Source organism: Streptomyces sp. UC4497 (assembly GCF_054871485.1).
Genome location: NZ_JBTYHB010000014.1, coordinates 159,451 through 183,585, shown reverse-complemented (window position 1 = coordinate 183,585; position 24,135 = coordinate 159,451). Strand labels below are relative to the sequence as shown.

Here is a 24,135-nt window from a genome sequence, read left to right as displayed (position 1 = left end):
CGGAACTCAGCCCTGCTGCGGCTCGTCCCCCACCGACTCCCGCAGCCGCGCGCTCGCCATCCGCATGTGTTCGGCCATGGCCCGGTCCGCGCCCTCCGGGTCACGGTCGCGGATCGCCTTGAGGACGGCGTCGTGCTCGCAGAGGGTGCCGCTGACGGTGCCCTCGATGTCGCTGACCCGTTCCATCCAGACCTGGAGCAGCGCGCGGATGCTGTGCAGGATGTCGCTCAGGACGGTGTTGCGGGCGATGCTCGCGCACTCCAGGTGGAAGGCGATGTCGGCGTCGATGAACGCCTTCACGTCGCTGCCCGCCTCCTGCATGTGCCGCAGGTGCTCCTCCAGGCGCGCCACGTCCTCGTCGCCCGCGCGCTCCGCGGCGAGCCGCGCCGAGACACCCTCCATGTAGGTGCGCACCTCGACCAGGTCCCGGGTGCGGCGCTGGCCCAGCATCAGGCCCCAGTTGATGGCGCGCGGCAGGAACTCCGACGTGCCCTCGCGGACGTAACTGCCGGAGCCCGGCCGGATCTCGATGATGCCGAGCACGTCGAGCGCGGACAGGGCGCCGCGCACGCTGGAGCGGGCGACCCCGAGGGCCTCCGCGAGCTGGCGCTCGGCGGGTAGCCGGGTGCCGGGCTTGATGTTCCCCGCGGAGAGGTGGTCGAGCAGGCGCTTGGCGACCTCGCTGACGGAGGACTCGCGCACCACGGGGCGCAGCAGCTGGGCGAGGTCGGCCTCGGGGGCGGCGGCATCGGAGGGCTGGTTGGTCACGGTCACCAGTAGACCAGACGGGTCGTCCGGGCCGGTTCACGGCCGCGCGCGACGCTCTTTCATGCCCGGTTTGTCAAGGGTTCAGCCATGGGCAACAAGTGCGACGCTCGCCACATTGGTAAATTGGTGACCAATTTGAAGATCGGGTCTAGCGTGACACGCAGATCGGCCCGACCTGAGCGGCCAGCCAGCTGCTGCGGCTCCCTCACCCCTCGTGCCGAGCGTGACCCAAGTCCGGACAGAGCTGTCCGGCGAGCCGAGGAGTCGCCATGCCTGCCACTGCCGCGCCGCCCGTGAAGGCGACGAGGTCGGCCGTCGAGAAGTCGGCCATCAAGAAGATCTCGATCCGGTTGGTCCCCTTCGTGGCCCTGATGTTCTTCGTGAACTATCTGGACCGCACCGCGGTGTCGTTCGCGGAACCGAACGGGATGGGGGAGGACCTGGCGCTCACCGCGGCCCAGTTCGGCTTCGCCTCCGGGATCTTCTTCGTCGGTTACATCGTGCTCGAGGTCCCCAGCAACATGGCGTTGCACCGCTTCGGCGCCCGCCGCTGGCTGGCCCGGATCATGGTGACCTGGGGCATCGTCTCGCTTCTCTTCACCTGGGTGGACAGCAGCGGAGGCCTCTACACGCTGCGCTTCCTGCTGGGCGTGGCGGAGGCCGGGTTCTTCCCCGGCGCGATCCTCTTCCTCAGCCAGTGGGTGCCGAGCCGCCACCGCACCAAGGTCCTCGGCCTCTTCTACCTCGCCCAGCCGCTGACCACGGTCTTCGGCGCCCCGCTCGCGGGCTGGCTGATCGGCCACCACGGCCTGTTCGGCCTCGAGGGCTGGCGCGTGATGTTCCTGTTTGTGTCGATCCCGGCGATCCTGCTGGGCGTCATCGCCTGGTTCTACCTGATCGACCGCCCCGCCGACGCCAAGTGGCTCACCACCGAGGAGCGTGACTGGCTCACCGAGGAGCTGGCCGCCGAGAACGCGCAGAAGACGGGCCACGAGGACAAGCACGCCAAGGGCGACCTGAAGACGGCGTTCACCAACGGCCGCGTCTGGATCCTGGCCGTCGTCTACTTCGGCTTCGTCTACGGCCTGTACGCGCTCGCCTTCTTCCTGCCGACCATCATCGACGGCTTCCAGGAGCAGTACGACACCACGTTCAGCGTCATGGACAAGGCGTGGATCACGGCCATCCCGTACCTGCCGGCCGCGATCGTCCTCTTCTTCTGGAGCCGGCACGCCACCCGGCACGGCACCCGCACCTGGCACGTCGCGGGCCCCGCGGTCGTCGGCGGCATCTCCATCCCGCTGGCCCTCTACATGGGCTCTCCGGCCGCCACCGTCGCCGTCATCACCGTGACCGCCTGCGCCATCTTCGCCGCGCTGCCCGTGTTCTGGGCCGTGCCCTCCCGCTTCCTGACCGGCGCGGCCGCCGCGGCCGGCATCGCGCTCATCAACACCGCGGGCAACATCGCGGGCTTCGCCTCCAGCTACATCACCGGCTGGCTCAAGGACTGGACGGGCGACTACTACGTACCGCTCTACCTCGTCGGCCTCTTCATGCTGCTGTCGGCCGCGCTGATGGTCGTCCTCGCCCGCCGCGCGCCCACCAGCACCTCGTCCCTCCCGGAGAACCAGCGATGACCCGCCTCCACAACGACCCCGCCGCCTTCGCCGACGAAGCGCTCGAAGGCTTCGCCGCCGCCCACCGCCGCTGGGTGCGTCCCGTCACCGGCGGCGTGGTCCGCGCCACCGCCAAGACCCCCGGCCAGGTGGCCGTCGTCATCGGCGGCGGATCCGGCCACTACCCGGCGTTCTCCGGCCTCGTCGGGCAGGGCCTCGCGCACGGCGCCGCCGTCGGCAACGTCTTCGCCTCGCCCTCCGCCCAGCAGATCCGCGGCGTCGCCAAGGCGGCGCAGTCGGGCGGCGGTGTGCTGCTCATGTACGGCAACTACGCGGGCGACGTCCTGCACTTCGGGCAGGCCGCCGAGCGGCTGACCGGCGAGGGCATACCGACGCGGACGTTCGCCGTCACCGACGACATATCCAGCGCGGGCCCCGAAGAGGCCCACAAGCGGCGCGGCATCGCCGGCGACCTGCCCGTCTTCAAGGTGGCCGCTGCCGCCGCCGAACAGGGCAGGTCCCTCGACGAGGTGGCGCGTTTCGCCGCCCACGCGAACGACCGCACCCGCTCCTTCGGCATCGCCTTCTCCGGCTGTACGCTCCCGGGCGCCGACCACCCGCTGTTCACGGTCCCCGAGGACCGGATGGCCGTCGGCCTCGGCATCCACGGCGAGCCCGGCATCGGCGAGGAGCCCGTTCCCACCGCGGACGAGGCCGCCGAACTCCTCGTCGCCACCCTCCTCAAGGAACTCCCGGAGGGAATCGGGGCGCCGGACGGTCAGCGCGCCGCGGTGATCCTCAACGGCCTGGGCTCCGTGAAGTACGAGGAGCTGTTCGTCGTCTACCGCAGGGTCGCGCAGCTGCTCGACGAAGCGGGTGTGACGGCCGTCGACCCCGAGGTCGGCGAACTCGTCACCAGCTTCGACATGGCCGGCATCTCCCTCACCCTGACGTGGCTCGACGACTCCCTCGAAGCCCTGTGGACCGCCCCGGCCGACACCCCCGCGTATCGCAAGGGCACCGTCCCCGAAGCGGCCGCCGCCGACGAGGAGTCGTACGAGACCGAGGAGGGGCCCGAGGCCTACACGGCGAGCGAGGAGTCCCGGCAGGCCGCGGCGACCGCGCTCGACGCGCTGCGCCGCCTCAAGGACACCGTCGACACGCACGCCGACGAACTCGGCCGCATCGACGCCGTCGCGGGCGACGGCGACCACGGCATCGGCATGCAGCGCGGCTCGACCGGCGCCTACGAAGCCGCCCACCGCGCCCGCGAGGCCGGCGCGGGAGCCCGTTCCCTGCTGACCGCCGCGGGCGACGCCTGGGCCGACAAGGCGGGCGGCACCTCCGGCGCCCTGTGGGGCATCGTCCTGCGCGCGCTCGGCGACGCGCTCGGCGATACCGAACGGCCGACCCCGGCGTCTGTCGCCCACGGAGTCCAGCAGGCGTCCGACGGCGTCCGCAGGACCGGCGGCGCCGAGGTCGGCGACAAGACCATGGTCGACGTCCTCGTGCCCTTCGCCGAGACGCTGGGCCAACAGGTCGACGCGGGCGCCGAGTTGGCCGCCGCGTGGGACACCGCCGCCACCGCGGCGGAGCGCTCCGCGCGCGACACCGCCCACCTGCTGCCCAAGATGGGTCGCGCCCGCCCCCACGCCGAGAAGTCGCTGGGCACCCCCGACGCGGGCGCCCACTCCCTCGCCCTGATCGTCCGCGCCGTCCACGGCGCGCTCGCCCCGTGCAAGTAACCCTCCTGCAAGTAGCCCGCGTGCAAGCAACCCCCTTGCAGGCAACTCCCGTTAAGGAACGCTGAGATGAGTGACAAGCTGCGGATCGTCGTCGGCTGCGACGACGCCGGATTCCAGTACAAGGAGGCGCTGAAGCAGGACCTCCGGGCGAGCGACCTGGTCGAGTCGGTCACCGACGTGGGCGTGGACGCCGACGGGCACACCGCCTACCCGAAGGTCGCCATCGCCGCCGCCGAGATGGTGGCCCGCGGCGAGGCCGACCGGGCGCTCCTGGTGTGCGGCACGGGACTCGGTGTCGCCATCGCCGCCAACAAGGTCAAGGGCATTCGCGCCGTCACCGCGCACGACTCCTTCTCCGTGGAGCGCGCGATCCTCTCCAACAACGCCCAGGTGCTCACCTTCGGCCAGCGCGTCGTCGGCATCGAACTGGCCCGCCGCCTCGCCGCCGAGTGGCTCACCTACCGCTTCGACGAGACCTCCGCGTCCGCGGCGAAGGTCCAGCTGATGAGCGACTACGAGAACGAGTCCACCGGGTCCGAGGCCGCCTGATGAACGCCCCCGTCCTGCTCGGGGTGAGCCTGAAGATGTACTTCGGCCACCACGAGACCCTCAACTGGTCCCGCCGCATCGTGCAGTTGACGGACCGGCACCCGGCCGTCACCAGCGGCGCCGCCCGCCTCTTCGTGCTGCCCGCCTTCCCGGCGATCGTTCCGGTGGCCGGGATCCTCGCGCGCAGCGGAGTCGACGTCGGCGCGCAGGACATCGCCACGGAGGACGTGGGCGCCTACACGGGCGAGGTGTCCGGGCCGCTCCTCAAGGAGATCGGCTGCCGCTACGCCGAGGTCGGGCACGCCGAGCGCCGCCGCCTGTACGGGGAGGGTGACACGGTCGTCGCCTCGAAGACCGCGGCCGCGCTGCGCAACGGCCTCACCCCGGTCCTGTGCGTCGGCGAACTCGACCCCGTGGAGCCGGAGGAGGCCGCGCGTCGCACCGTCGCCGAGGCCGCCCGCCTGCTGTACGGCCTGGAGGGGCAGGTCGTCCTCGCCTACGAGCCGCAGTGGGCCATCGGCGCGCCCGAGCCGGCCTCTCCCGAGCACATCACCACGGTGTGCGCGGCATTGGGGGAGTGGCTGAACTCCCGCCCCCAGCACGCCGGTTCCACCGTGATCTACGGCGGCAGCGCGGGCCCCGGCCTGCTCACCCGCCTCGGCGGCGCCGTCGGCGGCCTCTTCCTTGGCCGCTTCGCCCACGACCCGGAGGCCGTCGGCCGCATCCTCGACGAGATCGAGCCCGCGGCCGCCCGTACGGAGGTGGCATGACATGGCGTACGGCATCAGCACCTACGCGTACTTCTGGCGTATCTCCTCGCGCGCGCCGCAGCCGATGACGGCCCTGGACATGCTCCGGGACATCCACCGGCTCGGCGGCCAGGTCTTCCAGATCTGCGACTACGCGCCGATCGAGTCCTACGACGACGCGCAGCTCGCCGAGCTGAAGGCGACGGCCGCCGACCTCGGTGTCACCCTCGAACTCGGCACGCGCGGCATCGCGCCGGACCACCTGGAGCGCTACCTGCGCATCGCGGAGCGGCTCGGCGTGACCTTCGTACGCTCCATGCTGCACACCGCCGACCACAAGCCCGGCGTCGAAGAGTCGGTCGCCCTGCTGAAGCAGGCCATCGGCGGCTATGAGGAGCAGGGCGTCACGCTCGGCCTGGAGACCTACGAGCAGGTCGCCACCGCCGACCTCGTCGACGTCGTCCGCACCGTGAACAGCCCCCGCCTCGGCATCGTCGTCGACCCGGGCAACTGCGTGGCCCGCCTGGAACACCCGTCCCAGGTCGTCGAGTTGACCGCACCCTACGTGGTGAACGTGCACGTCAAGGACTTCGCGTTCAGCCGCAGGGACGGCTGGGTGGGCTTCACCTACGCGGGTGCCCCGCTCGGCACGGGGCTGCTCGACTACTCCGCCATGATCGCCGCGGTCCGCGCGAACGCCCCGGACCCCGCGTCGGTCAACCAGATCGTGGAGCACTGGCTCCCGTGGCAGGACGGTGGCTTCGATGTCACCGCCGAGCTCGAACACCAGTGGACCAAGCACAGCATCAGCACACTCCTGAAGGGCGAATGAACATGGCCGCCGAGAACAACACGACCGTTGCCGTCATCGGGGCCGCCGGCAAGATGGGCCAGCGTGTCTCCAACAACCTGGTCAAGAGCGACTTCACCGTCCTCTTCTCCGAGAATTCGCCCAAGGGCCAGGAGCTGATCCGCTCGCTCGGCCGTGAGCTGACCGACTCCGAGGCGGCGGCCCAGCAGGCCGACGTCCTGATCCTTGCCGTGCCGGACATCGTCCTCGGCAAGGTCTCCGAGCAGCTCGTCCCGCTCCTGAAGCCGGGCGCCGTCGTCCTCACCCTCGACCCGGCGGCCGCGTACGCGGGCCTGCTGCACCCGCGCGCCGACGTGCACTACGTGTGCGCGCATCCCTGTCACCCGTCCGTCTTCCTGCAGCGCAAGACGCAGGCCGAGCTCGACGACACCTTCGGTGGCATCGCGGCGCCGCAGGAGGTCGTCGCCGCGTACGAGGGCGGCGACGAGGCCAAGCAGGCGCTCGCCGGGTCCGTCATCCGCGTCATGTACGCGCCGGTCGTCGACGTCCACTGGGTCACCGTCAAGCAGCTCGCCGTCCTGGAGCCGACGCTCGTCGAGACCATCGCGTGCATGGTCGGCGCGCTGCTCAACGAGGCGCTGCACGAGACCGTGCACACCGTCGGCGTCCCGGAGAAGGCGGCCCGCGCCATGCTCCTCGGTCACACCCAGGTCGCCCTCGCCAACACCCTCAAGGGCGACAACCCCTTCTCCGACGCGTGCCTGATCGCCATGGACTACGGCCGGGACTCCATCGTCAAGGACGACTGGAAGAAGGTCTTCGACGACGGCGAACTCGACAAGGTCATCACCAAGATGCTCAAGATCAAGGAAATCCGCCGCTGAGACACCCCCGCTCCACTGCCGGGGGGCCCGCCCCACGGGGGACGGGCCACCCGGCGCCGTATCGGTCCGGCCCGGTACCGGCAAGGGCTGTTGATCCGGCACACGGCGGACATGGCTGATCGTGATCGCGGCGTGCCGGTCCGGGCATTCCGCCTCAAGCCCAAAGGACCCGCAGGTGGCGCGGTTGAACGTTAGTCCAGCGAGATGCGGTGCAGCCCAAGCTTCTCGCAGTCGCCCCCGACGTTCAGCCGCGTCGCCTCGAGCCCCAGGCCGGGCCTCATCGAACCCGTCACGGTCATGGCAGGTGTACGCGTTCAATCCGCGGGCCCGCCGCGCCTACGAGAAGGTGGGCTTCGTCGTCGGAGGGGTGCTGCGGGACGCGTTGCTGTGGGACGGGGAGCGGGTGGACGCCGTCGTGATGTCGGTCCTCGCGCCGGAGTGGTTCGAGCATCGCGGGCGGGCGGTGTGAGGAGGCCCGCGGCGCTCCGCGTTCAAGGGCTCGACCGGAATGCCCCCGGTGTCACCCCCGTCCGCAGGCGGAAGAACTTCGTGAAGTCGCTCGGGTCGTCGAAGCCGAGGCGGCCCGCCACCTCCTTCGCCGGGAGGCCGCTGTGCCACAGCAGGCGCTTGGCCTCCAGGAGGACCCGGTCGTCCACGTACTGCTTCGCGGTGCGGCCCGCCGCCGCGAGCGTGGCGCGGGTCAGGGTGCGGGGGCTGTAGCCGAGGGCCGACGCGTAGTCCTCGACCCGGCGGGTCACCGCGTGGTCGCGCTCCACCGCCGCGTGGAACCGGTGGAAGGTGCTGGACACAGCGGCGGGGCCCGGCTTCGGGGCGCGTACCTTCGCGAGGCGCATCACCAGCACCGACAGCAGCGCCCGCAGCACCTCGGCGTGCGCCTGGAGGGGGAGCGAGGCCATCGCCCCGTACTCGTACGCGAGGTGGTCGAGCGCCCGCCGCACCCCCTCCGCGTCCGGTCCCTCCGGCGTCAGCGGACGCTGTTCGTACGGCGGGTCCATGTGCGCGGCCGAGACGATCGCGGGTGGCAGGAACCCCGCCTTGAAGACCACATCCACGCCGTCCGCCGTCCGCAGGTCCCGGCCGAAGCGCTGCACCTGACCCGGCCGGATCCACAGCCACGAACCGGGCCGCAGCTCGTACTCGACGAAGTCCACCGCCACCTGCAGCGGACGCTCGCGCGCGCCGATCAACTGGTGGAACGCGGGCCGCAGCGGTGCGTACGGATCGTTGCCGTGGCGCAGCGAGCGGTCGTGGAGGTCGGCCAGCTCCTCGACCTCCACCCCGGTCGGCGCTCCGACGTTCGGCGTGTATTCGAGGTCCCTGACATCGGGACGTTCCGCACCTGCCGCACGTCCCAGGCGCCGTACCTGTCTGATTTTCCCCATCGTGAGTCCCGAGCGTACCGCTACCGACCCCGTCCCGCCGCCTAGCGTGAAAGCACAGGTCAGCGACGTGTGAGGAGTGTCCTGTGCGATTGGTCGTGGGAATGACCGGGGCGACGGGAGCTCCGTTCGGTGTCCGGCTACTGGAATGTCTGCGCGAGCTGCCGGACGTGGAGACACATCTGGTGCTCTCCCGCTGGGCGCGCACCACCATCGAGCTGGAGACCGGCCGCTCGGCGGCGGAGGTCTCGGCGCTCGCCGATGTGACACACCACCCCGACGACCAGGGCGCCACCATCTCCTCCGGCTCCTTCCGCACCGACGGCATGGTCATCGTCCCGTGCTCGATGAAGACGCTCGCGGGGATCAGCGCCGGCTACGCCGAAGGGCTCGTGGCACGCGCCGCGGACGTCGTCCTCAAGGAGCGGCGCAAGCTCGTCCTCGTCCCGCGCGAGACACCACTGAGCGAGATCCACCTGCGGAACATGCTGGAACTCGCCCGCATGGGCGTGCAGTTGGTGCCGCCCATGCCCGCCTTCTACAACAACCCGCGCACCATCGACGACATCGTCGACCACATCGTCGCGCGGGTCCTCGACCAGTTCGACCTGCCCGCCCCGGCCGCCGAGCGCTGGGCCGGCATGCGCGCCGCCCGCGCCGCCCGCACCGCGGCCGACTCCACAACCTCCGTACAGAACACAGGAGTTACCCATGCCCTATGACGATCTGCGCAGCTTCCTCGGCACCCTGGAGAAGGAGGGCCAGCTGCTGCGCATCTCCGACGAGGTGCTGCCCGAGCCCGACCTCGCGGCCGCCGCCAACGCGACGGGCCGCATCGGCGAGAACGCCCCCGCCCTCTGGTTCGACAACGTCAAGGGCTTCACCGACGCCCGTATCGCGCTGAACGTGCACGGCTCCTGGGCCAACCACGCCCTCGCGCTCGGACTGCCGAAGAACACCCCGGTCAAGGAGCAGGTCGAGGAGTTCGCGCGCCGCTGGGACGCCTTCCCCGTCGCCCCCGAACGCCGCGAGGACGCGCCCTGGCGCGAGAACACCCAGGAGGGCGAGGACGTCGACCTCTTCTCCGTCCTTCCACTGTTCCGCCTCAACGACGGTGACGGCGGCTTCTACCTCGACAAGGCCGCCGTCGTCTCCCGCGACCCCGAGGACCCGGACAACTTCGGCAAGCAGAACGTCGGGACGTACCGCATCGAGGTCATCGGCGCGAACCGGCTGGCCTTCCAGCCCGTCCCGATGCACGACGTCGCCCAGCACCTACGCAAGGCCGAGGAGGTCGGCGAGGACCTGCCCATCGCCATCACCCTCGGCAACGACCCGGTGATGGCGATCGTCGCCGGCATGCCGATGGCGTACGACCAGAGCGAGTACGAGATGGCCGGCGCGCTGCGCGGTGCGCCCGCCCCGATCGCCACCGCGCCGCTCACCGGCTTCGACGTGCCGTGGGGCAGCGAGGTCGTCATCGAGGGCGTCATCGAGTCCCGCAAGCGTCAAATCGAGGGCCCCTTCGGGGAGTTCACCGGCCACTACTCGGGCGGCCGCCGCATGCCCGTCATCCGCGTCGACCGCGTCTCGTACCGGACGAACCCGGTCTTCGAGTCCCTCTACCTCGGCATGCCGTGGACCGAGTGCGACTACCTCGTCGGCCCCAACACCTGTGTGCCGCTGCTCAAGCAGCTGCGCGCGGAGTTCCCCGAGGTGCAGGCCGTCAACGCCATGTACACGCACGGCCTGATGGTGATCATCTCGACGAAGAAGCGGTACGGCGGGTTCGCCAAGGCCGTCGGCATGCGCGCGATGACGACCCCGCACGGGCTCGGATACGTGGCCCAGGTGATCGTCGTCGACGAGGACGTGGACCCGTTCAACCTGCCGCAGGTCATGTGGGCCATGTCGGCGAAGGTCAATCCGAAGGACGACGTCGTCGTCATCCCGAACCTGTCGGTCCTCGAACTCGCGCCCGCCGCGCAGCCCGCCGGCATCACCAGCAAGATGATCATCGACGCGACGACCCCGGTGGCACCCGACGTCCGCGGCAACTTCTCCACGCCGGCCAAGGACCTGCCCGAGACGGCCGAGTGGGCGAAGCGTCTGCAGGACATGATCGCGGCCCGCCACTGACCCCGCCGTCCCTCTCTCCTTCTCACTCTTTCTCTCTCCAGAAAGGCCAACGCTCATGAACAGCAAGCTGGTTGACGGCGCCGAGTGTCCGCGCTGCCCGGCCGACACCGTCACCCGCCTCGCCACGTCCCCGGTCCCCGGAGCGTGGGACGTGCTCCAGTGCACCCGCTGCCTCTTCACCTGGCGCACGAGCGAACCCGACCGCCGCACCCGCCGCTACGCCTACCCCGAGGCCTTCAAGCTGACGGACGCCGACATCGAGAACGCGATCGAGGTTCCGGCGGTGCCGCCGCTGCGCGTTTGACCTTGACACGGTGACAAGGTCTTCACTGCTGATCGAGGAGGTGGTCTCGATCATGATCACTGGGCAGGACACGGAGGCCTTGCGCGCACTGCGGGGGCTGGCGGACCGCGATGCGTCGGTGCGGCTGCGGGCCGCGATGGCGGTCGGCTCGGCGCCCGACCCGGGGTTCGTCGGCACGCTCGTCGAGCGGTGTGCGGTCGAGCCGGAGTTCTACGTCCGCGACATGCTGACCTGGGCGCTCACCCGCCACCCGGCGGCCCTGACGCTCCCCGCGCTGCTGCGCGAGGTGCGCTCGGGGCCGGCGCAGGCGCGGAGCCAGGCGCTGCACACGCTCTCGAAGATCGGCGACCGGAAGGCCTGGCCCGTGATCACGCGGGAGCTGCTGACGGACGCCGACGACGAGGTGGCGCGCAGTGCCTGGCGGGCGGCCGTCGTGCTCGTACCGGACGACGGCGTGGGCGACGACACGGACAGCGAGAAGGCCGCCCTCGCCGACGTACTCGCGACGCAGCTCGGCCGGGGAGGGCGGGAGACGCAGCTGAGCCTGGGCCGGGCCCTGGTCGACCTCGGTGACGTGGTGATGCCCGTGCTGCGCGCCGCGGCGATCTCCTCCGACCCGGCCGTGCGGGCGCACGCGCTCGCCACGCAACAGGTGCTGCGCGACCCGGACACCGGGTTCGGCTTCGCGATCGAGGAGGCGAAGCGCGTCGTGGCGCTCGACGGGGCTCCCGTGGTGGACGATGAAGTGTGTTGATCGGTGAGGTGGCGCGAAGGTCCGGGGTCAGTGCCCGCATGCTCAGGCACTACGAGTCGCTGGGCCTGGTGAAACCCTCGGAACGGACGGGCTCCGGGTACCGGGAGTACTCGGGCGACGACATCCGGCGGATCTTCCACATCGAGAGCCTGCGGTCGCTGGGGCTCTCGCTGCGCGAGATCGGCCGGGCGCTCGACGAACCCGGCTTCGCGCCCGCGTCGCTCGTCGGCGATCTCATCCGGCAGACGCGCGAACGCATCGCGGCCGAGACCGAGTTGCTCACGCGTCTCAACCGGATCGACGCGGCGGAGCCCGGCGACTGGGAGGAGGTGCTCCAAGTCGTCGCGCTGCTACAGGCGTTGAGCTCGAAGAGCGCCGACGCGCGGCAGCGGGCAGCGCTTTCGTCGGGCGGCCAGGACGCGCTGCCCGTGGCGGCCCTGGTCGAGGCGGTGTTGAGCGAGACGGACACGAATGTCGCCGGGGCGCTGCGCTGGGCGCTGGTGCGCTCGGGCGGCGCCCACAGCTTGCCGCTGCTGGTGGAGGCGCTCGGCTCGCCGGACGCCGCCGTACGGGAGCGGGCGGCCCAGTGCCTCGCCGAGCTGCCCGGCGACGAGGCCACCGCGGAACTCCGGCACGCCCTCGCGGACCCCGACCCCGTGGTCAGGGCGCGCGCCGCCGTGGCCCTCGGCAACCGGGGAGCGACCGACGCGGTCCCGGAGCTGATCGAGATGATCGTTGCGGGCAGGAACGACACGGACGCAGCGGACGCGCTGAGCGTACTGGCGGTCGCCCCCGCGTCGGCTGACGCCACCGGATCGGCGGGTGTCACCGCACGGGGTGCGACCGCGGGGGCGGGCGACACGGTGTCGGCGGACGCCTCCGCCCCGGCCGAGCGCATCGCCGCCGCCCTCGTCGAGCGCCTCGGCCACCCCGCCACCGAAGCCCCCGCCCGCGGCCGGCTCACGCAGGCGCTCGCCGGTATCCCGGGGGCGACGGCGACGCGCGCGCTCGTCGAGCTGTCGGCGGACGAAGACCGCGCCGTGGCGCTGACCGCGACGTATCTGCTCCGGCTGCGTGACGGCTAGCGGGTTCAGGACGGCAGGCCCAGGCCCTTGTCGGCCAGCTCCTCCTTGAGCACCCGGACGGCCTTCGGGCCGACGCCGTGCAGCGCGAGCAATTCGGCCTCCGAATGGCGGGCCACCCGCTCCAGCGTGTCGATGCCCGCGCCCAGCAGGGCCCGGGTGGCGGGCCTGCCGATGGCGGCCGGAAGGTCGCCCGTCGCTTCGGCGGCCGCCGCGAGCCGCTTCGGCGCCCGGTTCGACCAGGCCGCCCGCACCAACGCGTTGAGGTCCTTGCCGTTCACGTCCGCCAGGGCGAGCCGCACCCCGATCGGCGCACCCGAGCGCAGCACGGCCTCCGCCCCGGCGTGCGCGGCGAGTGCCGCCCGGGTGTCGTCCTCGGACAGCCGGAGCTGTACGTACCCGTTCTTGGTCAGCGACGCGAAACCCTTGCCCCGTACGGAGAAGGCGGCCATGCCGAAGTGGGTTCCCTCCTCGGTCTCCGGGAGGGCGAGCGCGGCCTTGCGCAGCTGGGCGATCGTCGTCATACGCCCAGCATGGCAGCAGGTGTCACCCCGGTCCCGGTGTCACGTCACTTCAGCCAGCTGTCCACCAGCTGCTTGTTGTCCGCGATCCACTCCTTCGCCGCGGCCTGCTCGTTGCCCGTCCCCTTCTTCTGGAGGAGGAGTTCCAGGCTGCCGAGCTGGCTGCTCGTGAGGTGGAAGTTCTTGAGCCAGCCCGCGACCTCGGGGTTGGCCTTGGAGTAGCCCTTGGAGGCGACCATCTGGACCTTGTCGGGCTTGCCGTAGGCCTTCTTGGTGTCCTTGAGGACCTTCAGCGGCATCGAGGTGTACGCCCAGTGCGGCCGCCAGAGCGTGACCACGATCGGCTTCTCGTCCTTGACCGCCTTCTTCAGGGCGGAGAGCATCGCCGACGTGCTGGACTCGGAGAGCTCGTACTCGCTCTTGAGGCCGTAGTCCGGCAGCACGGGGTCGCGGGTCAGGCGCATCAGGCCGGAGCCCGCCTCGATGCCCACGATCTTGCCGCCGAACTCCTTGGACTTCCCCTTGAGGTCCTCGATCGTATTGACGTCCTTCATGTACTTGGGGACGGTCAGGTTGAGGTCGGCCGGCTCGTACCAGGTGCCGAGCTTCTCCATCTTGGGGCCGAGCTTCTTCCAATACGTCTCGTGGGTGACCGGCAGCCAGGCGTCGAGGTAGATGTCGGCCTGCTTGTTGGCGATGCCGGTGTACGTGCTGGCGATGTCCAGGTCACGGACGTCGACCTTGTACCCCTTGTCCTCCAGGATCTGCTTCCACAGGAAGGTCGCGGAGACTCCCTCGTCCCATCCGGCGACGTAGGCCAGCTTGACCGTCTTCGAGCCGCTGCCGCTGTCGTCGTCGGAGTCCCCCTCGACCTTCGAGGTGTTTCCGCTGCATGCGGTGGCGAGCAGGGTGAGGGCGGCGGCGGTACAGCCGACTAGGTAGGTGGTGCGGCGGCGGCGATTGCGGATCATGGGCGGAGCTCCTGTCTTCACGCGGAAACCGGAGTGGTGGACGAGGCGGGAGAGGACGACTTCTCCGTGTCGGCCACCGGGGTCGTGCCGGTGCGGCCGCGCCCCGGCCAGCGGCGTATACGGGGTGTGGCGAGGGCACTGGTGGTGCGGTCGAGGAAGATGGCGAGGAACACGACGGCGAGGCCGCCCTGGAAGCCGATCCCGACGTCGAGCTGGCTGATGCCCCGCACCACGATGGTCCCCAGACCGTCGGCGCCGACCATGCCGGCGATGACGACCATGGAGAGCGCCAGCATGATGACCTGGTTGATGCCGGCCATGATCGAGGGCAGGGCCAGGGGGAGTTGGACACCGCGCAGGATCTGCCCGTTCCGGGCGCCGAAGGCGTGCGCGGCCTCCACGACCTCCCGATCGACCTGCCGGATGCCCAGTTCGGTGAGGCGCACGGCGGGCGAGATGGCGAAGAGGATGGTGGCGACGACGCCGGGGACGAGTCCGATGCCGAAGAAGAAGACGGCCGGGATGAGGTAGACGAACACCGGCAGCGTCTGCAGGAAGTCGAGAACGGGCCGAACCAGGGCGCTGACCAACGGACTTCGGGCGGCCCAGATACCGATGGGTACCCCGATGACCACGGCGAACACCGATGCCACCACGACGACGGCGAGCGTCTGCATCGCCGGGGTCCACAGGCCCATGCCCTGGATGAGGAGGAACGCGCCCAGGGTGTAGACGGCGAAGAACCAGCCGCGGGCGAGGAACGCGAGAACGGTGAACACCGCGATGATGACCACCATATGAGGCGCCGTCAGCACGAAGAGGACCGCGTTGACCAGTTCCGTCATCACGGTGGTGACGGCGTCGAAGAGACCGCTGAGGTTCTCGGTCAGCCAGTCGACGGCCTTGTTGACCGGGGTGCCGAGATCAACGCTGAACAGCATCGGCCACCTCCTCCTGAGTACTGCCCGATGTTTCCGAAGTATCGCCCTCTTCGCGGGAGTTGGGCGCTTCTGGTGCAGAGAGAGCGGTGAGCAGTGCCGCGCGTGGTACGACGCCGAGCAGCCGCCCGTCGTCGTCGGTCACGGCCAGCGGCACCGCGTACCGCCCGGCCGCCGGGAACAGATCCACGAGCAGCGTGTCCGGGCCCGCCCGTCCGTACGCGTCGGTCAGGCACTCCGGGCTGTCGCGCAGGGAGGCGTGCCCCGCGTCGGCGGCCCGTGCGATGTCCTCGGCGTGCGCCACACCGGAGACCAGTCCGTCGGTGTCGAGCACGTAGACGGCGCCTGCCTCGATGTCGGCCATGGCGCGAAGGACGTCGCGCGGGGCGTCGTCGAGGCCGGCCGTCGTCAACGGGTCGCGCATGACGGCGCGGGCCGTCAACACGCGGGAGCGGTCGACGTCGGAGACGAAGTCGCGTACGTAGGCGTCGGCGGGGGAGTCGAGGATGTCGGTCGCGGTGCCGAGCTGTACGACGCCGCCGTCCCGCATGACCATGATCCGGTCGCCGAGCCGCATCGCCTCGTTGAGGTCGTGGGTGACGAAGACGATGGTGCGGCGCAGATCGCGCTGGAGGCCGAGCAGCAGGTCCTGCATGTCCCGGCGGATCAGCGGGTCGAGCGCGCTGAACGGCTCGTCCATGAGCATGACTTCGGCATCCGTGGCCAGGGCGCGGGCCAGGCCGACGCGCTGCCGCATGCCGCCGGAGAGCGCGCTGGGGTAGGCCTCGGCCCAGTCGGAGAGGCCGACTGTGCTGAGCGCCCAGTCGGAGCGCTCCTTTCGCTCGGCGGCGGTGCCGCCGCGCAGTTGGATGCCGTACGCGGCGTTCTCGCGGACCGTGCGGTGGGGGAAGAGCGCGAAGTGCTGGAAGATCATGTTGACCTTGCGGTTGCGCAGCTCGCGCAGGTCCGCGTCGTTCATCGCCAGCAAGTCCCGGCTGTCGACGCGGAGTTCGCCCGACGTCGGCTCGATGAGACGGTTGAGCATCCTGAGCAGGGTCGACTTCCCGGACCCGGACAGGCCCATGACGACGAAGAGTTCGCCGGGTTCGACGGTGAAGGACACATCGCGCACGGCATGCACCGTGTTGTCGGCGGATTCAAAAACCTTGTTGAGCCGTGCTGCTTGGATCACCGTGCCCCACCTCCAGGGGTCCGCGCGGGGCGGTTGGAACAAGTCCGGGCTGGTGTTTCGCATTGCGCAACAAATGTGCAGTACGGTGTGACGATGCCGTTGATCGTGACGGCGCGTCAAGGCTCTTGCATCCGGGCAACCGCGAATTAACGTCTACGGTCGGCTAGTTGGGTCGCCGAGGCGGAGAGCTGGAGGGTGCTGTGGCGACGACCGGCAGCCGTGGGCGAGCGCGTGACCGTGCGGTCCAGTCCGTCGACCGTGCGGTGTCGGTCCTGCAGATCCTGGCCGTGCGCGGGCCGTGCGGCGTCACCGAGATCGCCGGGCAGCTCGGCGTGCACAAGACGACGGTGTTCCGGCTGCTCGCCACTCTGGAGGCGCGCGGTCTGGTCGAACAGGGCGCGGGCCGGGGCCGCTATCGCATCGGCCACCCGCTCACCGAAATCGCCGCCGCTGCCGCGAAGAACACCGATCTGTTCCTGCTCAGCCGCCCCGTCTGCCAGGAGCTGGCGCAGGCCGCGGGCGACACCGTGAACGTCTCTGTCCGCGAGGGCCGCGACGTGGTCACCGTCGGCCAGGTGGCGGGCGAGGCGTCGATCGCCAGCGTCGACTGGGTCGGCAGACGCTGCCCGCTGCACGCCAGCGCCGCGGGCAAGGTCTTCCTCGCCCACCCCGCCCCCGACCGGCACGGTCGCCTCCCCGCGGAGCTGCCCCGGGGCAGGCGTCTGGAGCGGTACACGCCCCGCACCATCACCCGCCGGGAGCACCTCGCGAAGGAGCTCGCCGCCGTACGCGAGCGGGGCTACGCCGTCTCGTTCGAGGAGTACGAGATCGGTCTCGTCTCCCTCGCCGCGCCCGTGCGCGCCCTGGACGACACGGTCGTCGCCGCCGTGACCCTCGCCGGGCCCGCCTTCCGCATCCGCGAGGACACCGCGCCCGTCCTCGCCGGGATGCTGCTCGCGGCCGCCGCGCGGATCTCGTGGCGGCGGGGTCAGGTCAAGCGGGGCTGAGCGCGATCGGCACAGGGCCGGCCGGGCGATCCAGTTGTGCCGGATGTGCCGATCGTGCCGGGGAGCCTTGAGTGTGCGCGTACACGTATGAGACACCTGGTGAAAGGAGGGAGATGTATGCGGCACCTCACCACCCGGGTCGGCGGGATCGAGACCTTCTACCGGGAGAGCGGCCCCCACGACGGGCCGGTGGTACTGCTGCCACACGGCTACCCCGGGTCGTCCTTCGTGTACCGGCACCTGATGGCCGAGCTGGGCGACCGATGGCGGCTCGTCGCCCCGGACCTTCCCGGTTTCGGCTACAGCGGCACCCCGACGCCGGAGGAGTTCGGCTACACCTTCGACGCCTACGCCGACTTCCTGTACGACTTCGCCGAAACCCTGGACCTGCGGCGGTACGTGATCTGGCTGCACGACTACGGATCCCAGTTCGGCCTCCGGCTCGCGATGCGCGAACCGGACCGGGTGGCCGGACTGATCATTCAGAACGGGGACATCTACGAGGACGAGTTCGGGCCCAAGTACGACGCCCTGCGGCGGTTCTGGGCCGATCCGGGCCCCGCGTCGCGCCGAGGGATCGCCGCCCACGTCACCCTGGAGGGCTTCCGCGACGAGTTCGCCGGCGAGCTTCCGGACCACGTCGCGGACCGGGTGCCGCCCGACCTGTGGACGCTGCACTGGGCGCTCATGCGGGCCCCCGACCGGGTGGCGAACCTGATCCGGCTCCTCGAGGACCAGCCGAGCACGCTGGCGTGGTTCGAGCTCCAGCAGGCCTATCTGCGGGACCGGCGGCCCGAGACGCTCATCGTGTGGGGTCCGCACGACGGATACATGCCCGAAGGCGCCGCCCGCGCCTACCACCGCGACCTCCCCGAGGCCGAGTTGCACCTGCTCGACGGCGGACACTGGCTGCTGGAGACCCACCTCGACGAGGTCGTCCCGCTGGTCCGTGACTTCCTCTGCCGCGTACTCCCCGGTGGTTAGGTCCTGTCGTCAAACTCCCGTCTGCCCGGCGGCGTCTGGCACGCACGCTCGCGGCGTTGCCGAAAAGTCCGAGTAGCTCCGCTACTAGGACTTCCCGGCGCCTTGCGATCGCACGCACCAGACGCCGCCGGGCCGCCCTTCGGGCGACGACGGGAGTTTGACGACAGGACCTAGGGCTGAGCCCTTCCGACGGCGCCGCCCGCGCCCGCCCGCGATCGTCACCGGTGTGCGCAGGCACTTCCTGGATAGGCTCCACGTATGAGCAGCAAAGGTCGCGCGCGAGACACGTCGGTGCAGTCGGTGGACCGAGCGGTCTCGATCCTCCAAGTGCTGGCCGTGCAGGGGCCGTCCGGCGTCACCGAGATCGCCGACGCCCTGGACATCCACAAGTCGACCGTGTACCGACTGCTCGCCACCCTTGAGGCGCGCGGCCTCGTCGAGCAGGACAGCGAGCGCGGCAGCTACCGCATCGGCTACACCGTGGTCGAGCTCGCGGGCGGCGCGACCAAGGGCAATGACCTGTCGCTGCTGAGCCGGCCGGTCTGCCAGGAGCTCGCCGCCGCAGTCGGCGAGACGGTGAACGTGGCGGTCTACGACGGCGAGGCCGTCATCAGCATCGACCAGGTGCTCGGCAACGCGGCCATCACCAGCATCGACTGGGTCGGCAAGCGCACGCCCCTGCACGCCACGTCGGCGGGCAAGGTCTTCCTGGCGCACATGCCGCAGCCGGAGGCCGCCGAGATCCTCGAGCAGCCGCTGGAGGAGTTCACGCCGCACACCATCACGGACCCGGCGCTCCTGAAGGAGCAGCTGCAAGGGGTGCGCGAACTGGGCTACGGCGTCATCAGCGAGGAGCTGGAGATCGGGCTCGCCTCGCTGTCCGCCCCCATCAGGTCGCTGAACGGCGAGGTCATCGCCACCGTGACCGTCTCGGGGCCGACGTTCCGGATCAACGACCACACGATCTCCGGGCTCGCCGAACAGCTGGTGGCGGCCGGCGAGAAGATCTCGTGGCGCAAGGGCTACATCCGGCGCGGCTGATTACGCAGCGGTAGGGGTTGACGACGCGGTCACGTGCGCCGCACATTTGTCTCGCATCGCGTTGTTGTTTCGTATCGCGAAACGGGAACGTGGCGACGTCGTCGCCACGCCGCCATCCCCGTTGTCCCCCGCCGTCACATCCGGGGTCGTCCCTCGCATCCGAGGTCGTCCCCCACATCACATCCGGGGCCATCCCCGTCACATCCGGGCCACAGAGCTTCCCTGCCTCCCTTGGAGCTGTCGTGCGCGCACCGAACACGAACCTGGATCCCCTGCTCCAGCCGTTCCAGCTGAAGCACCTCACCCTGCGCAACCGGGTGGTCAGCACGTCCCACGAGCCCGCCTTCGGTGAGGACGGACTGCCCAAGGACCGCTACCGCGCCTACCACTTGGAGAAGGCCCGCGGCGGCGTCGGCCTCACGATGATCGGCGGCTCCGCGGTCGTCTCGCCCGACAGCCCGCCCTCGTTCGGCAACCTGCTGCTCTACCGCGACGAGATCGTGCCCTGGCTGCGCCTCCTCGCCGACGACGTGCACGCGGAGGGCGCGGCCGTCATGTGCCAGGTCACCCACCTCGGGCGCCGCACCAGCAACTACGCGGGGGACTGGCTGCCGGTGGTCGCCGCCTCCCCGCTGCGCGAACCCGCACACCGTGCATTCCCCAAGGCCGCCGAGCCCTGGGACCTGGACCGGATCGTCGCCGACTACGCGGCCGCGGCGGTGCGCTGCGAACAAGGCGGCCTGGACGGCATCGAGTTGCAGTCGTACGGCCACTTCTTCGACGGGTTCCTCTCCCCGGCGACCAACCGCCGCGACGATGAATACGGCGGCGACCTGGAACACCGGATGGCCTTCCCCCGCCGTGTGATCCGGGCGGTGCGCGAGGCGGTCGGCCCCGACTTCGTCGTCGGCATCCGCATGGCCCTGGACGAAGCCGTCCCCGGCGGCCTCACGTTCGCCGAAGGGCTCGCCGCCGCCGAGCAGTTCACCGCCGACGGCATCGACTTCATCAGCGCCATCCGCGGCACCATCGAATCCGACGCCTCCCTGTCGCGGACGATCCCGTCGATGGGCACCCCGCTCGGCCCCTTTCTCGACTTCACCGGCGAGATACGCCGCCGCCTCGACATCCCGGTCATGCACGCCGCCCGCATCGCCGACCCCGCCACCGCCCGGCACGCCCTGCGTGAAGGCCTCCTCGACCTCGTCGGCATGACGCGCGCGCAGATCGCCGACCCGCACCTCGTCGCCAAGATCACCTCCGGTGAGGAGGACCGCATCCGCCCCTGCGTCGGGGCGAGTTACTGCCTGGACGCGATCTACGACTCCGGGGACACCAAGTGCATCCACAACCCCGCCACCGGCCGTGAACTCCAGATCCCCCACACCGTCCCGGCCACAACGGGGCCGCGCCGCAAGGCGGTTGTCGTCGGCGGCGGCCCCGCGGGCCTGGAGGCCGCCCGTGTCCTGGCCGAACGAGGCCACGACGTCGTGCTGTTCGAAGCGGGCGACCAGGCGGGCGGACAGATCCGGCTCGCCGCGCAGAACACCCGCCGCCAGGATCTCCTCGGCATCGTCGACTGGCGCGTCGCCGAGTGCAAACACCTCGGCGTCGACCTGCGCCTGGGCGCGTACGCCGAAGCGTCGGACGTGCTCGCCGAACGCCCCGACCTGGTCATCGTGGCCACCGGCGGCCTCCCCAACCGCTCCTTCCTCACCGCGGGGGAGGGGCTCGTCGCGGACACCTGGGACGTGATGTCCGGCTCCCTGCGCCCGCGTGCCGGCAAGGACGTCCTGATCTACGACGACCACGGGGGCTACCCGGCCATGGACGCCGCGGAACTGCTCGCCACGCACGGCGCCCGACTGGAGTACGTGACACCGGAGCGCACGCTGGCGCCGGACGTCGGCAGCATGAACTCCCCTGCCTACCTGCGGGCGTTCACCGAGCACGACGTCACGGTCACGCTCGCGCGGCGGCTGCGCTCCGTGCGCCGGGGCGAGGGCGGCCGGCTGGTGGCGACCCTGTTCAGCGAGTACACCGGCACCGAGACCGAACGCGTCGTCGACCACGTCGTCGTCGAGCACGGCACCCTGCCCAACGACGAGCTCTACACCGACCTGCTGCCCGCCTCCCGCAACCTCGGCGAGGTCGACCACCGAGCCCTCCTCGCCCGCGAGACACAGACCGTCGTCCGCAACCCGGCTGGCCGCTACCAGCTGTTCCGCATCGGCGACGCGGTCACCAGCCGCAACATCCACGCCGCCGTGTACGACGCGCTGCGCCTCTGCCTGCCGGTCTGACGAGCCCTCGGAGAGACACCATGACTGTTCACGCCTCCGACACCACCACACCCGCCGCCCTCGTCGCCCGCCGCGCCCCCGGCCACAGCCTCGAAGCCCCCTTCTACGTCAGCGACGCGTTCTTCCGCCTCGACGTCGACGCCGTCTTCGCCCGCAGCTGGATCTTCGCGGCCGCCGAGGCCGAACTCCCGGAGCCCGGCGACTACATCACGCTCACCCTCGGCCCGTACTCCGTCATCGTCGTCCGTGACGACGACGAGGAGGTGAGGGCCTTCCACAACGTGTGCCGCCACCGGGGCGCCCGCATCCTCAACGACGAGCGCGGCTCCGTCGGCAACATCGTCTGCGGCTACCACCACTGGACGTACGGTGTCGACGGGGCGCTGCTGCACGCCGAGTCGCAGCCGCCCGACTTCGACCGCTCGTGCTTCGGCCTGCGCTCCGTCCACGTACGTACGGTCGCCGGCCTCGTCTTCCTGTCCCTGGCTCCCGAACCACCCGCGGATTTCGACGAGTTCGCGGCCCGCGTCGAGCCCTACCTCGCGCCGCACAACCTGGCGCGCGCCAAGGTGGCCCGGCAGATCGACCTCGTCGAGCACGGCAACTGGAAGCTCACCATGGAGAACAACCGCGAGTGCTACCACTGCGCGGGCCACCCCGAACTCCAGCGCTGCTACTTCCCGCTCTACAACTTCACCGAGGACGAGGTGCCGCCCGGCATGCGGGCCACGTTCGAGCGCTTCCAGAAGGCCGACGCCGAGGCCCGTGCCACGTACGAGTCACTGGGCCTGCCCTACGCCACCATCGAGGAGCTGGTCGACCGGCCCACCGGCTTCCGCGTCCAGCGCGAACCGCTCGACCTCGCGGGGGAGTCCTTCACCCCCGACGGCAAGGCCGCCGTACGCCGCCTGCTGGCCGACTTCCCGACCGCGCGCCTCGGTCACCTCGGCCTCCATCTGCAACCCAACGCCTGGTTCCACTTCTCGGCGGACCACGCGGTGCTGTTCTCCGTCGTCCCGCTCGCCGCGGACCGCACCCTCGTACGCACCACATGGCTCGTGCACGCGGACGCCGAGGAGGGCATCGACTACGACCTCGACACCCTGACCGGCGTCTGGGTGGCCACCAACGAACAGGACGCGGTCTTCGTCTCGCGGGCCCAACTGGGCGTCAGCAGCCCCGCGTACGTCCCGGGCCCCTACAGCCCGACCGAATCCCAGGTCGAGGACTTCGTCACCTGGTACATCAACCGGCTCACGGCACACCTGGAGGGGCCATGACGACAGCGACGCTGACCGCGGCGGGACTTCCGCCCGCCTGGGCCGACGGCCTGCTGGTGTGCCAGCAGGTCCACGACGTGACGGCGGACGTGCGGACCTTCGTCCTCGCCCCCACCGAACCGCGGCTCTTCCGCCACGACCCCGGCCAGTTCCTCACCCTCTGCCTGGACATCGACGGAGAGCCCGTCGAGCGCTGCTACACCCTCTCCTCGGCGCCCACCCGCCCCGACCTCGCCACCATCACGGTGAAACGGGTCCCCGGCGGGCACGTGTCCAACTGGCTGCACGACCACCTGACCCCCGGCGGCACGGTGTGGGCGCGCGGCCCCCTCGGACAGTTCACGATCAACCAGCACCCCGCCCCGAAGTACCTGTTCCTGTCGGCGGGCAGCGGAGTGACCCCGCTGATGTCGATGACCCGGGCGCTGTACGACCTGGCCCACCCCGTGGACGTCGTCTTCGTCCACAGCGCCCGCACCTTCGACGACATCATCTTCCGCCGGGAACTGGACTTCATCGCGGCCGCGTCCCCCAACTTCCGGATACGCCACGTCCTCGACGACCACGGCGAGCAGCTGAACGCGCAGATGCTGCGGTCCTTCGCCCCCGACCTCTCGGAACGCGAGGTGTTCACCTGCGGACCGGCCGGCTACATGCGGGCGGTACGCGACATGCTCGCCTCCGAGAGCTTCGACATGGCCCACCACCACGAGGAGAGCTTCACGTTCGAGCCGCCGGTGGCAGCCGAACCCGAACCCGGCGTCGGCACCGGCTTCAAGGTCCAACTGGCCCGCACCGGACGCACCATCGAGTGCGACGCCGAGACCCCCGTCCTGGCGGCCGCCGCCCGCGAGGGCATCACGCTCCCCGCGTCCTGCGCGCAGGGCATGTGCGGAACCTGCAAGACGACCCTCCTGTCCGGCTCGGTCGACATGCGGCACGCGGGCGGCATCCGCCCCCGCGAGATCGCCAACGACAAGATCCTGCTGTGCTGTTCGACGCCACAGGAGGATCTGGTGATCGACGTGTAGCCCCGGCCACGCGGTGGCTCATGCGGGTGGCCGGGGCGCGTGGCTCCGTCCATCGGCGGGCCAGTC

Annotated in this window: 23 protein-coding genes and 1 pseudogene; 18 read left to right on the top strand and 6 right to left on the bottom strand. The window is 70.7% G+C overall.

Translation table 11 applies throughout. From position 1 onward, the window contains the following. Positions 1–6: 6 nt before the first annotated feature. Positions 7–774, bottom strand: a complete 768-nt coding sequence (locus ACYSUO_RS21635; protein ID WP_461777849.1) for a FadR/GntR family transcriptional regulator — start codon at positions 772–774, stop codon at positions 7–9. A 263-nt stretch (positions 775–1,037) separates the two neighbouring features. Between ACYSUO_RS21635 and ACYSUO_RS21630 the strand changes: the two genes are divergently transcribed. The 7 genes and pseudogenes from ACYSUO_RS21630 to ACYSUO_RS21600 form a co-directional block, all read left to right on the top strand. Then, positions 1,038–2,405 carry an MFS transporter gene (locus ACYSUO_RS21630; protein WP_461777848.1) on the top strand — a complete coding sequence of 456 codons (1,368 nt, stop codon included), beginning with the start codon at positions 1,038–1,040 and terminating at the stop codon, positions 2,403–2,405. Continuing rightward, entirely contained in the window at positions 2,402–4,129 is a 1,728-nt protein-coding gene (locus ACYSUO_RS21625) for a dihydroxyacetone kinase family protein (protein WP_461777847.1), read from the top strand. The genes ACYSUO_RS21630 and ACYSUO_RS21625 overlap by 4 nt, the downstream gene beginning before the upstream one ends. 66 nt (positions 4,130–4,195) lie before the next feature. Next, a complete protein-coding gene (locus tag ACYSUO_RS21620; protein WP_461777846.1) occupies positions 4,196–4,678 on the top strand; it encodes a ribose-5-phosphate isomerase in 483 nt (160 codons plus the stop codon). Next, positions 4,678–5,448 carry a triose-phosphate isomerase family protein gene (locus tag ACYSUO_RS21615; RefSeq protein WP_461777845.1) on the top strand — a complete coding sequence of 257 codons (771 nt, stop codon included), beginning with the start codon at positions 4,678–4,680 and terminating at the stop codon, positions 5,446–5,448. Before ACYSUO_RS21620 ends, ACYSUO_RS21615 begins: the two co-directional genes overlap by 1 nt. 1 nt (position 5,449) lies before the next feature. Next, a complete protein-coding gene (locus ACYSUO_RS21610) occupies positions 5,450–6,259 on the top strand; it encodes a sugar phosphate isomerase/epimerase family protein (RefSeq protein WP_461777844.1) in 810 nt (269 codons plus the stop codon). A gap of 2 nt (positions 6,260–6,261) precedes the next feature. Beyond that, the gene (locus ACYSUO_RS21605) at positions 6,262–7,122 is read left to right on the top strand and encodes a phosphogluconate dehydrogenase C-terminal domain-containing protein (protein ID WP_461777843.1); all 861 of its coding nucleotides are present in this window, start codon (positions 6,262–6,264) and stop codon (positions 7,120–7,122) included. A 295-nt stretch (positions 7,123–7,417) separates the two neighbouring features. Continuing rightward, positions 7,418–7,591: pseudogene (locus ACYSUO_RS21600) on the top strand (GNAT family N-acetyltransferase); the annotation flags it as partial. Positions 7,592–7,613: 22 nt separating this feature from the next. On the opposite strand, the gene ACYSUO_RS21595 reads toward ACYSUO_RS21600, so the two are convergent. Beyond that, positions 7,614–8,525, bottom strand: coding sequence for a helix-turn-helix transcriptional regulator (locus ACYSUO_RS21595; protein WP_461777842.1), 912 nt, complete (start codon positions 8,523–8,525; stop codon positions 7,614–7,616). An 83-nt stretch (positions 8,526–8,608) separates the two neighbouring features. On the opposite strand from ACYSUO_RS21595, the gene ACYSUO_RS21590 reads away from it, so the two are divergent. Genes ACYSUO_RS21590 through ACYSUO_RS21570 form a run of 5 tightly spaced genes read left to right on the top strand, consistent with a single transcriptional unit; the run spans position 8,609 to position 12,804 of the window. Beyond that, complete coding sequence (locus tag ACYSUO_RS21590) at positions 8,609–9,244, top strand: non-oxidative hydroxyarylic acid decarboxylases subunit B (protein ID WP_404001522.1); 636 nt, start codon at positions 8,609–8,611, stop codon at positions 9,242–9,244. Then, positions 9,234–10,661, top strand: coding sequence for a non-oxidative vanillic acid decarboxylases subunit C (gene vdcC, locus ACYSUO_RS21585; RefSeq protein WP_426905855.1), 1,428 nt, complete (start codon positions 9,234–9,236; stop codon positions 10,659–10,661). The genes ACYSUO_RS21590 and vdcC overlap by 11 nt, the downstream gene beginning before the upstream one ends. 55 nt (positions 10,662–10,716) lie before the next feature. Then, positions 10,717–10,965, top strand: coding sequence for a non-oxidative hydroxyarylic acid decarboxylases subunit D (locus ACYSUO_RS21580; protein ID WP_461777841.1), 249 nt, complete (start codon positions 10,717–10,719; stop codon positions 10,963–10,965). A 52-nt stretch (positions 10,966–11,017) separates the two neighbouring features. After that, complete coding sequence (locus ACYSUO_RS21575; protein ID WP_461777875.1) at positions 11,018–11,719, top strand: HEAT repeat domain-containing protein; 702 nt, start codon at positions 11,018–11,020, stop codon at positions 11,717–11,719. Further along, positions 11,713–12,804 (top strand): MerR family transcriptional regulator, encoded by a 1,092-nt coding sequence (locus tag ACYSUO_RS21570; protein WP_461777840.1) that lies wholly within the window; start codon positions 11,713–11,715, stop codon positions 12,802–12,804. The genes ACYSUO_RS21575 and ACYSUO_RS21570 overlap by 7 nt, the downstream gene beginning before the upstream one ends. A 5-nt stretch (positions 12,805–12,809) precedes the next feature. Here ACYSUO_RS21570 and ACYSUO_RS21565 read toward each other — a convergent pair whose 3' ends face one another. Genes ACYSUO_RS21565 through ACYSUO_RS21550 form a run of 4 tightly spaced genes read right to left on the bottom strand, consistent with a single transcriptional unit; the run spans position 12,810 to position 16,423 of the window. Then, complete coding sequence (locus tag ACYSUO_RS21565; protein WP_461777839.1) at positions 12,810–13,325, bottom strand: MmcQ/YjbR family DNA-binding protein; 516 nt, start codon at positions 13,323–13,325, stop codon at positions 12,810–12,812. Positions 13,326–13,369: 44 nt separating this feature from the next. Further along, positions 13,370–14,293 carry a glycine betaine ABC transporter substrate-binding protein gene (locus ACYSUO_RS21560; RefSeq protein WP_461777838.1) on the bottom strand — a complete coding sequence of 308 codons (924 nt, stop codon included), beginning with the start codon at positions 14,291–14,293 and terminating at the stop codon, positions 13,370–13,372. Between the two features lie 17 nt (positions 14,294–14,310). Next, on the bottom strand, positions 14,311–15,234 hold the full coding sequence (locus ACYSUO_RS21555) for an ABC transporter permease (RefSeq protein ID WP_461777837.1): 924 nt from the start codon (positions 15,232–15,234) through the stop codon (positions 14,311–14,313). Further along, entirely contained in the window at positions 15,218–16,423 is a 1,206-nt protein-coding gene (locus ACYSUO_RS21550) for a quaternary amine ABC transporter ATP-binding protein (protein WP_461777836.1), read from the bottom strand. Before ACYSUO_RS21550 ends, ACYSUO_RS21555 begins: the two co-directional genes overlap by 17 nt. 200 nt (positions 16,424–16,623) lie before the next feature. Here ACYSUO_RS21550 and ACYSUO_RS21545 point away from each other — a divergent pair, with 200 nt between their 5' ends. The 6 genes from ACYSUO_RS21545 to ACYSUO_RS21520 all read left to right on the top strand — a co-directional run bounded on the left by ACYSUO_RS21545 (position 16,624) and on the right by ACYSUO_RS21520 (position 24,069). Beyond that, on the top strand, positions 16,624–17,430 hold the full coding sequence (locus ACYSUO_RS21545; protein WP_461777835.1) for an IclR family transcriptional regulator: 807 nt from the start codon (positions 16,624–16,626) through the stop codon (positions 17,428–17,430). 117 nt (positions 17,431–17,547) lie between these two features. Next, complete coding sequence (locus ACYSUO_RS21540; RefSeq protein WP_461777834.1) at positions 17,548–18,414, top strand: alpha/beta fold hydrolase; 867 nt, start codon at positions 17,548–17,550, stop codon at positions 18,412–18,414. A 291-nt stretch (positions 18,415–18,705) separates the two neighbouring features. Then, positions 18,706–19,455 carry an IclR family transcriptional regulator gene (locus tag ACYSUO_RS21535; protein WP_422414800.1) on the top strand — a complete coding sequence of 250 codons (750 nt, stop codon included), beginning with the start codon at positions 18,706–18,708 and terminating at the stop codon, positions 19,453–19,455. Positions 19,456–19,697: 242 nt separating this feature from the next. After that, complete coding sequence (locus tag ACYSUO_RS21530; protein ID WP_461777833.1) at positions 19,698–21,758, top strand: oxidoreductase; 2,061 nt, start codon at positions 19,698–19,700, stop codon at positions 21,756–21,758. A 20-nt stretch (positions 21,759–21,778) separates the two neighbouring features. Then, the gene (locus ACYSUO_RS21525; RefSeq protein ID WP_461777832.1) at positions 21,779–23,038 is read left to right on the top strand and encodes an aromatic ring-hydroxylating oxygenase subunit alpha; all 1,260 of its coding nucleotides are present in this window, start codon (positions 21,779–21,781) and stop codon (positions 23,036–23,038) included. Next, positions 23,035–24,069: an FAD-binding oxidoreductase gene (locus ACYSUO_RS21520; RefSeq protein WP_461777831.1), complete on the top strand. Its 1,035-nt coding sequence runs from the start codon at positions 23,035–23,037 to the stop codon at positions 24,067–24,069. Before ACYSUO_RS21525 ends, ACYSUO_RS21520 begins: the two co-directional genes overlap by 4 nt. The last annotated feature ends 66 nt before the right edge of the window (positions 24,070–24,135 follow it).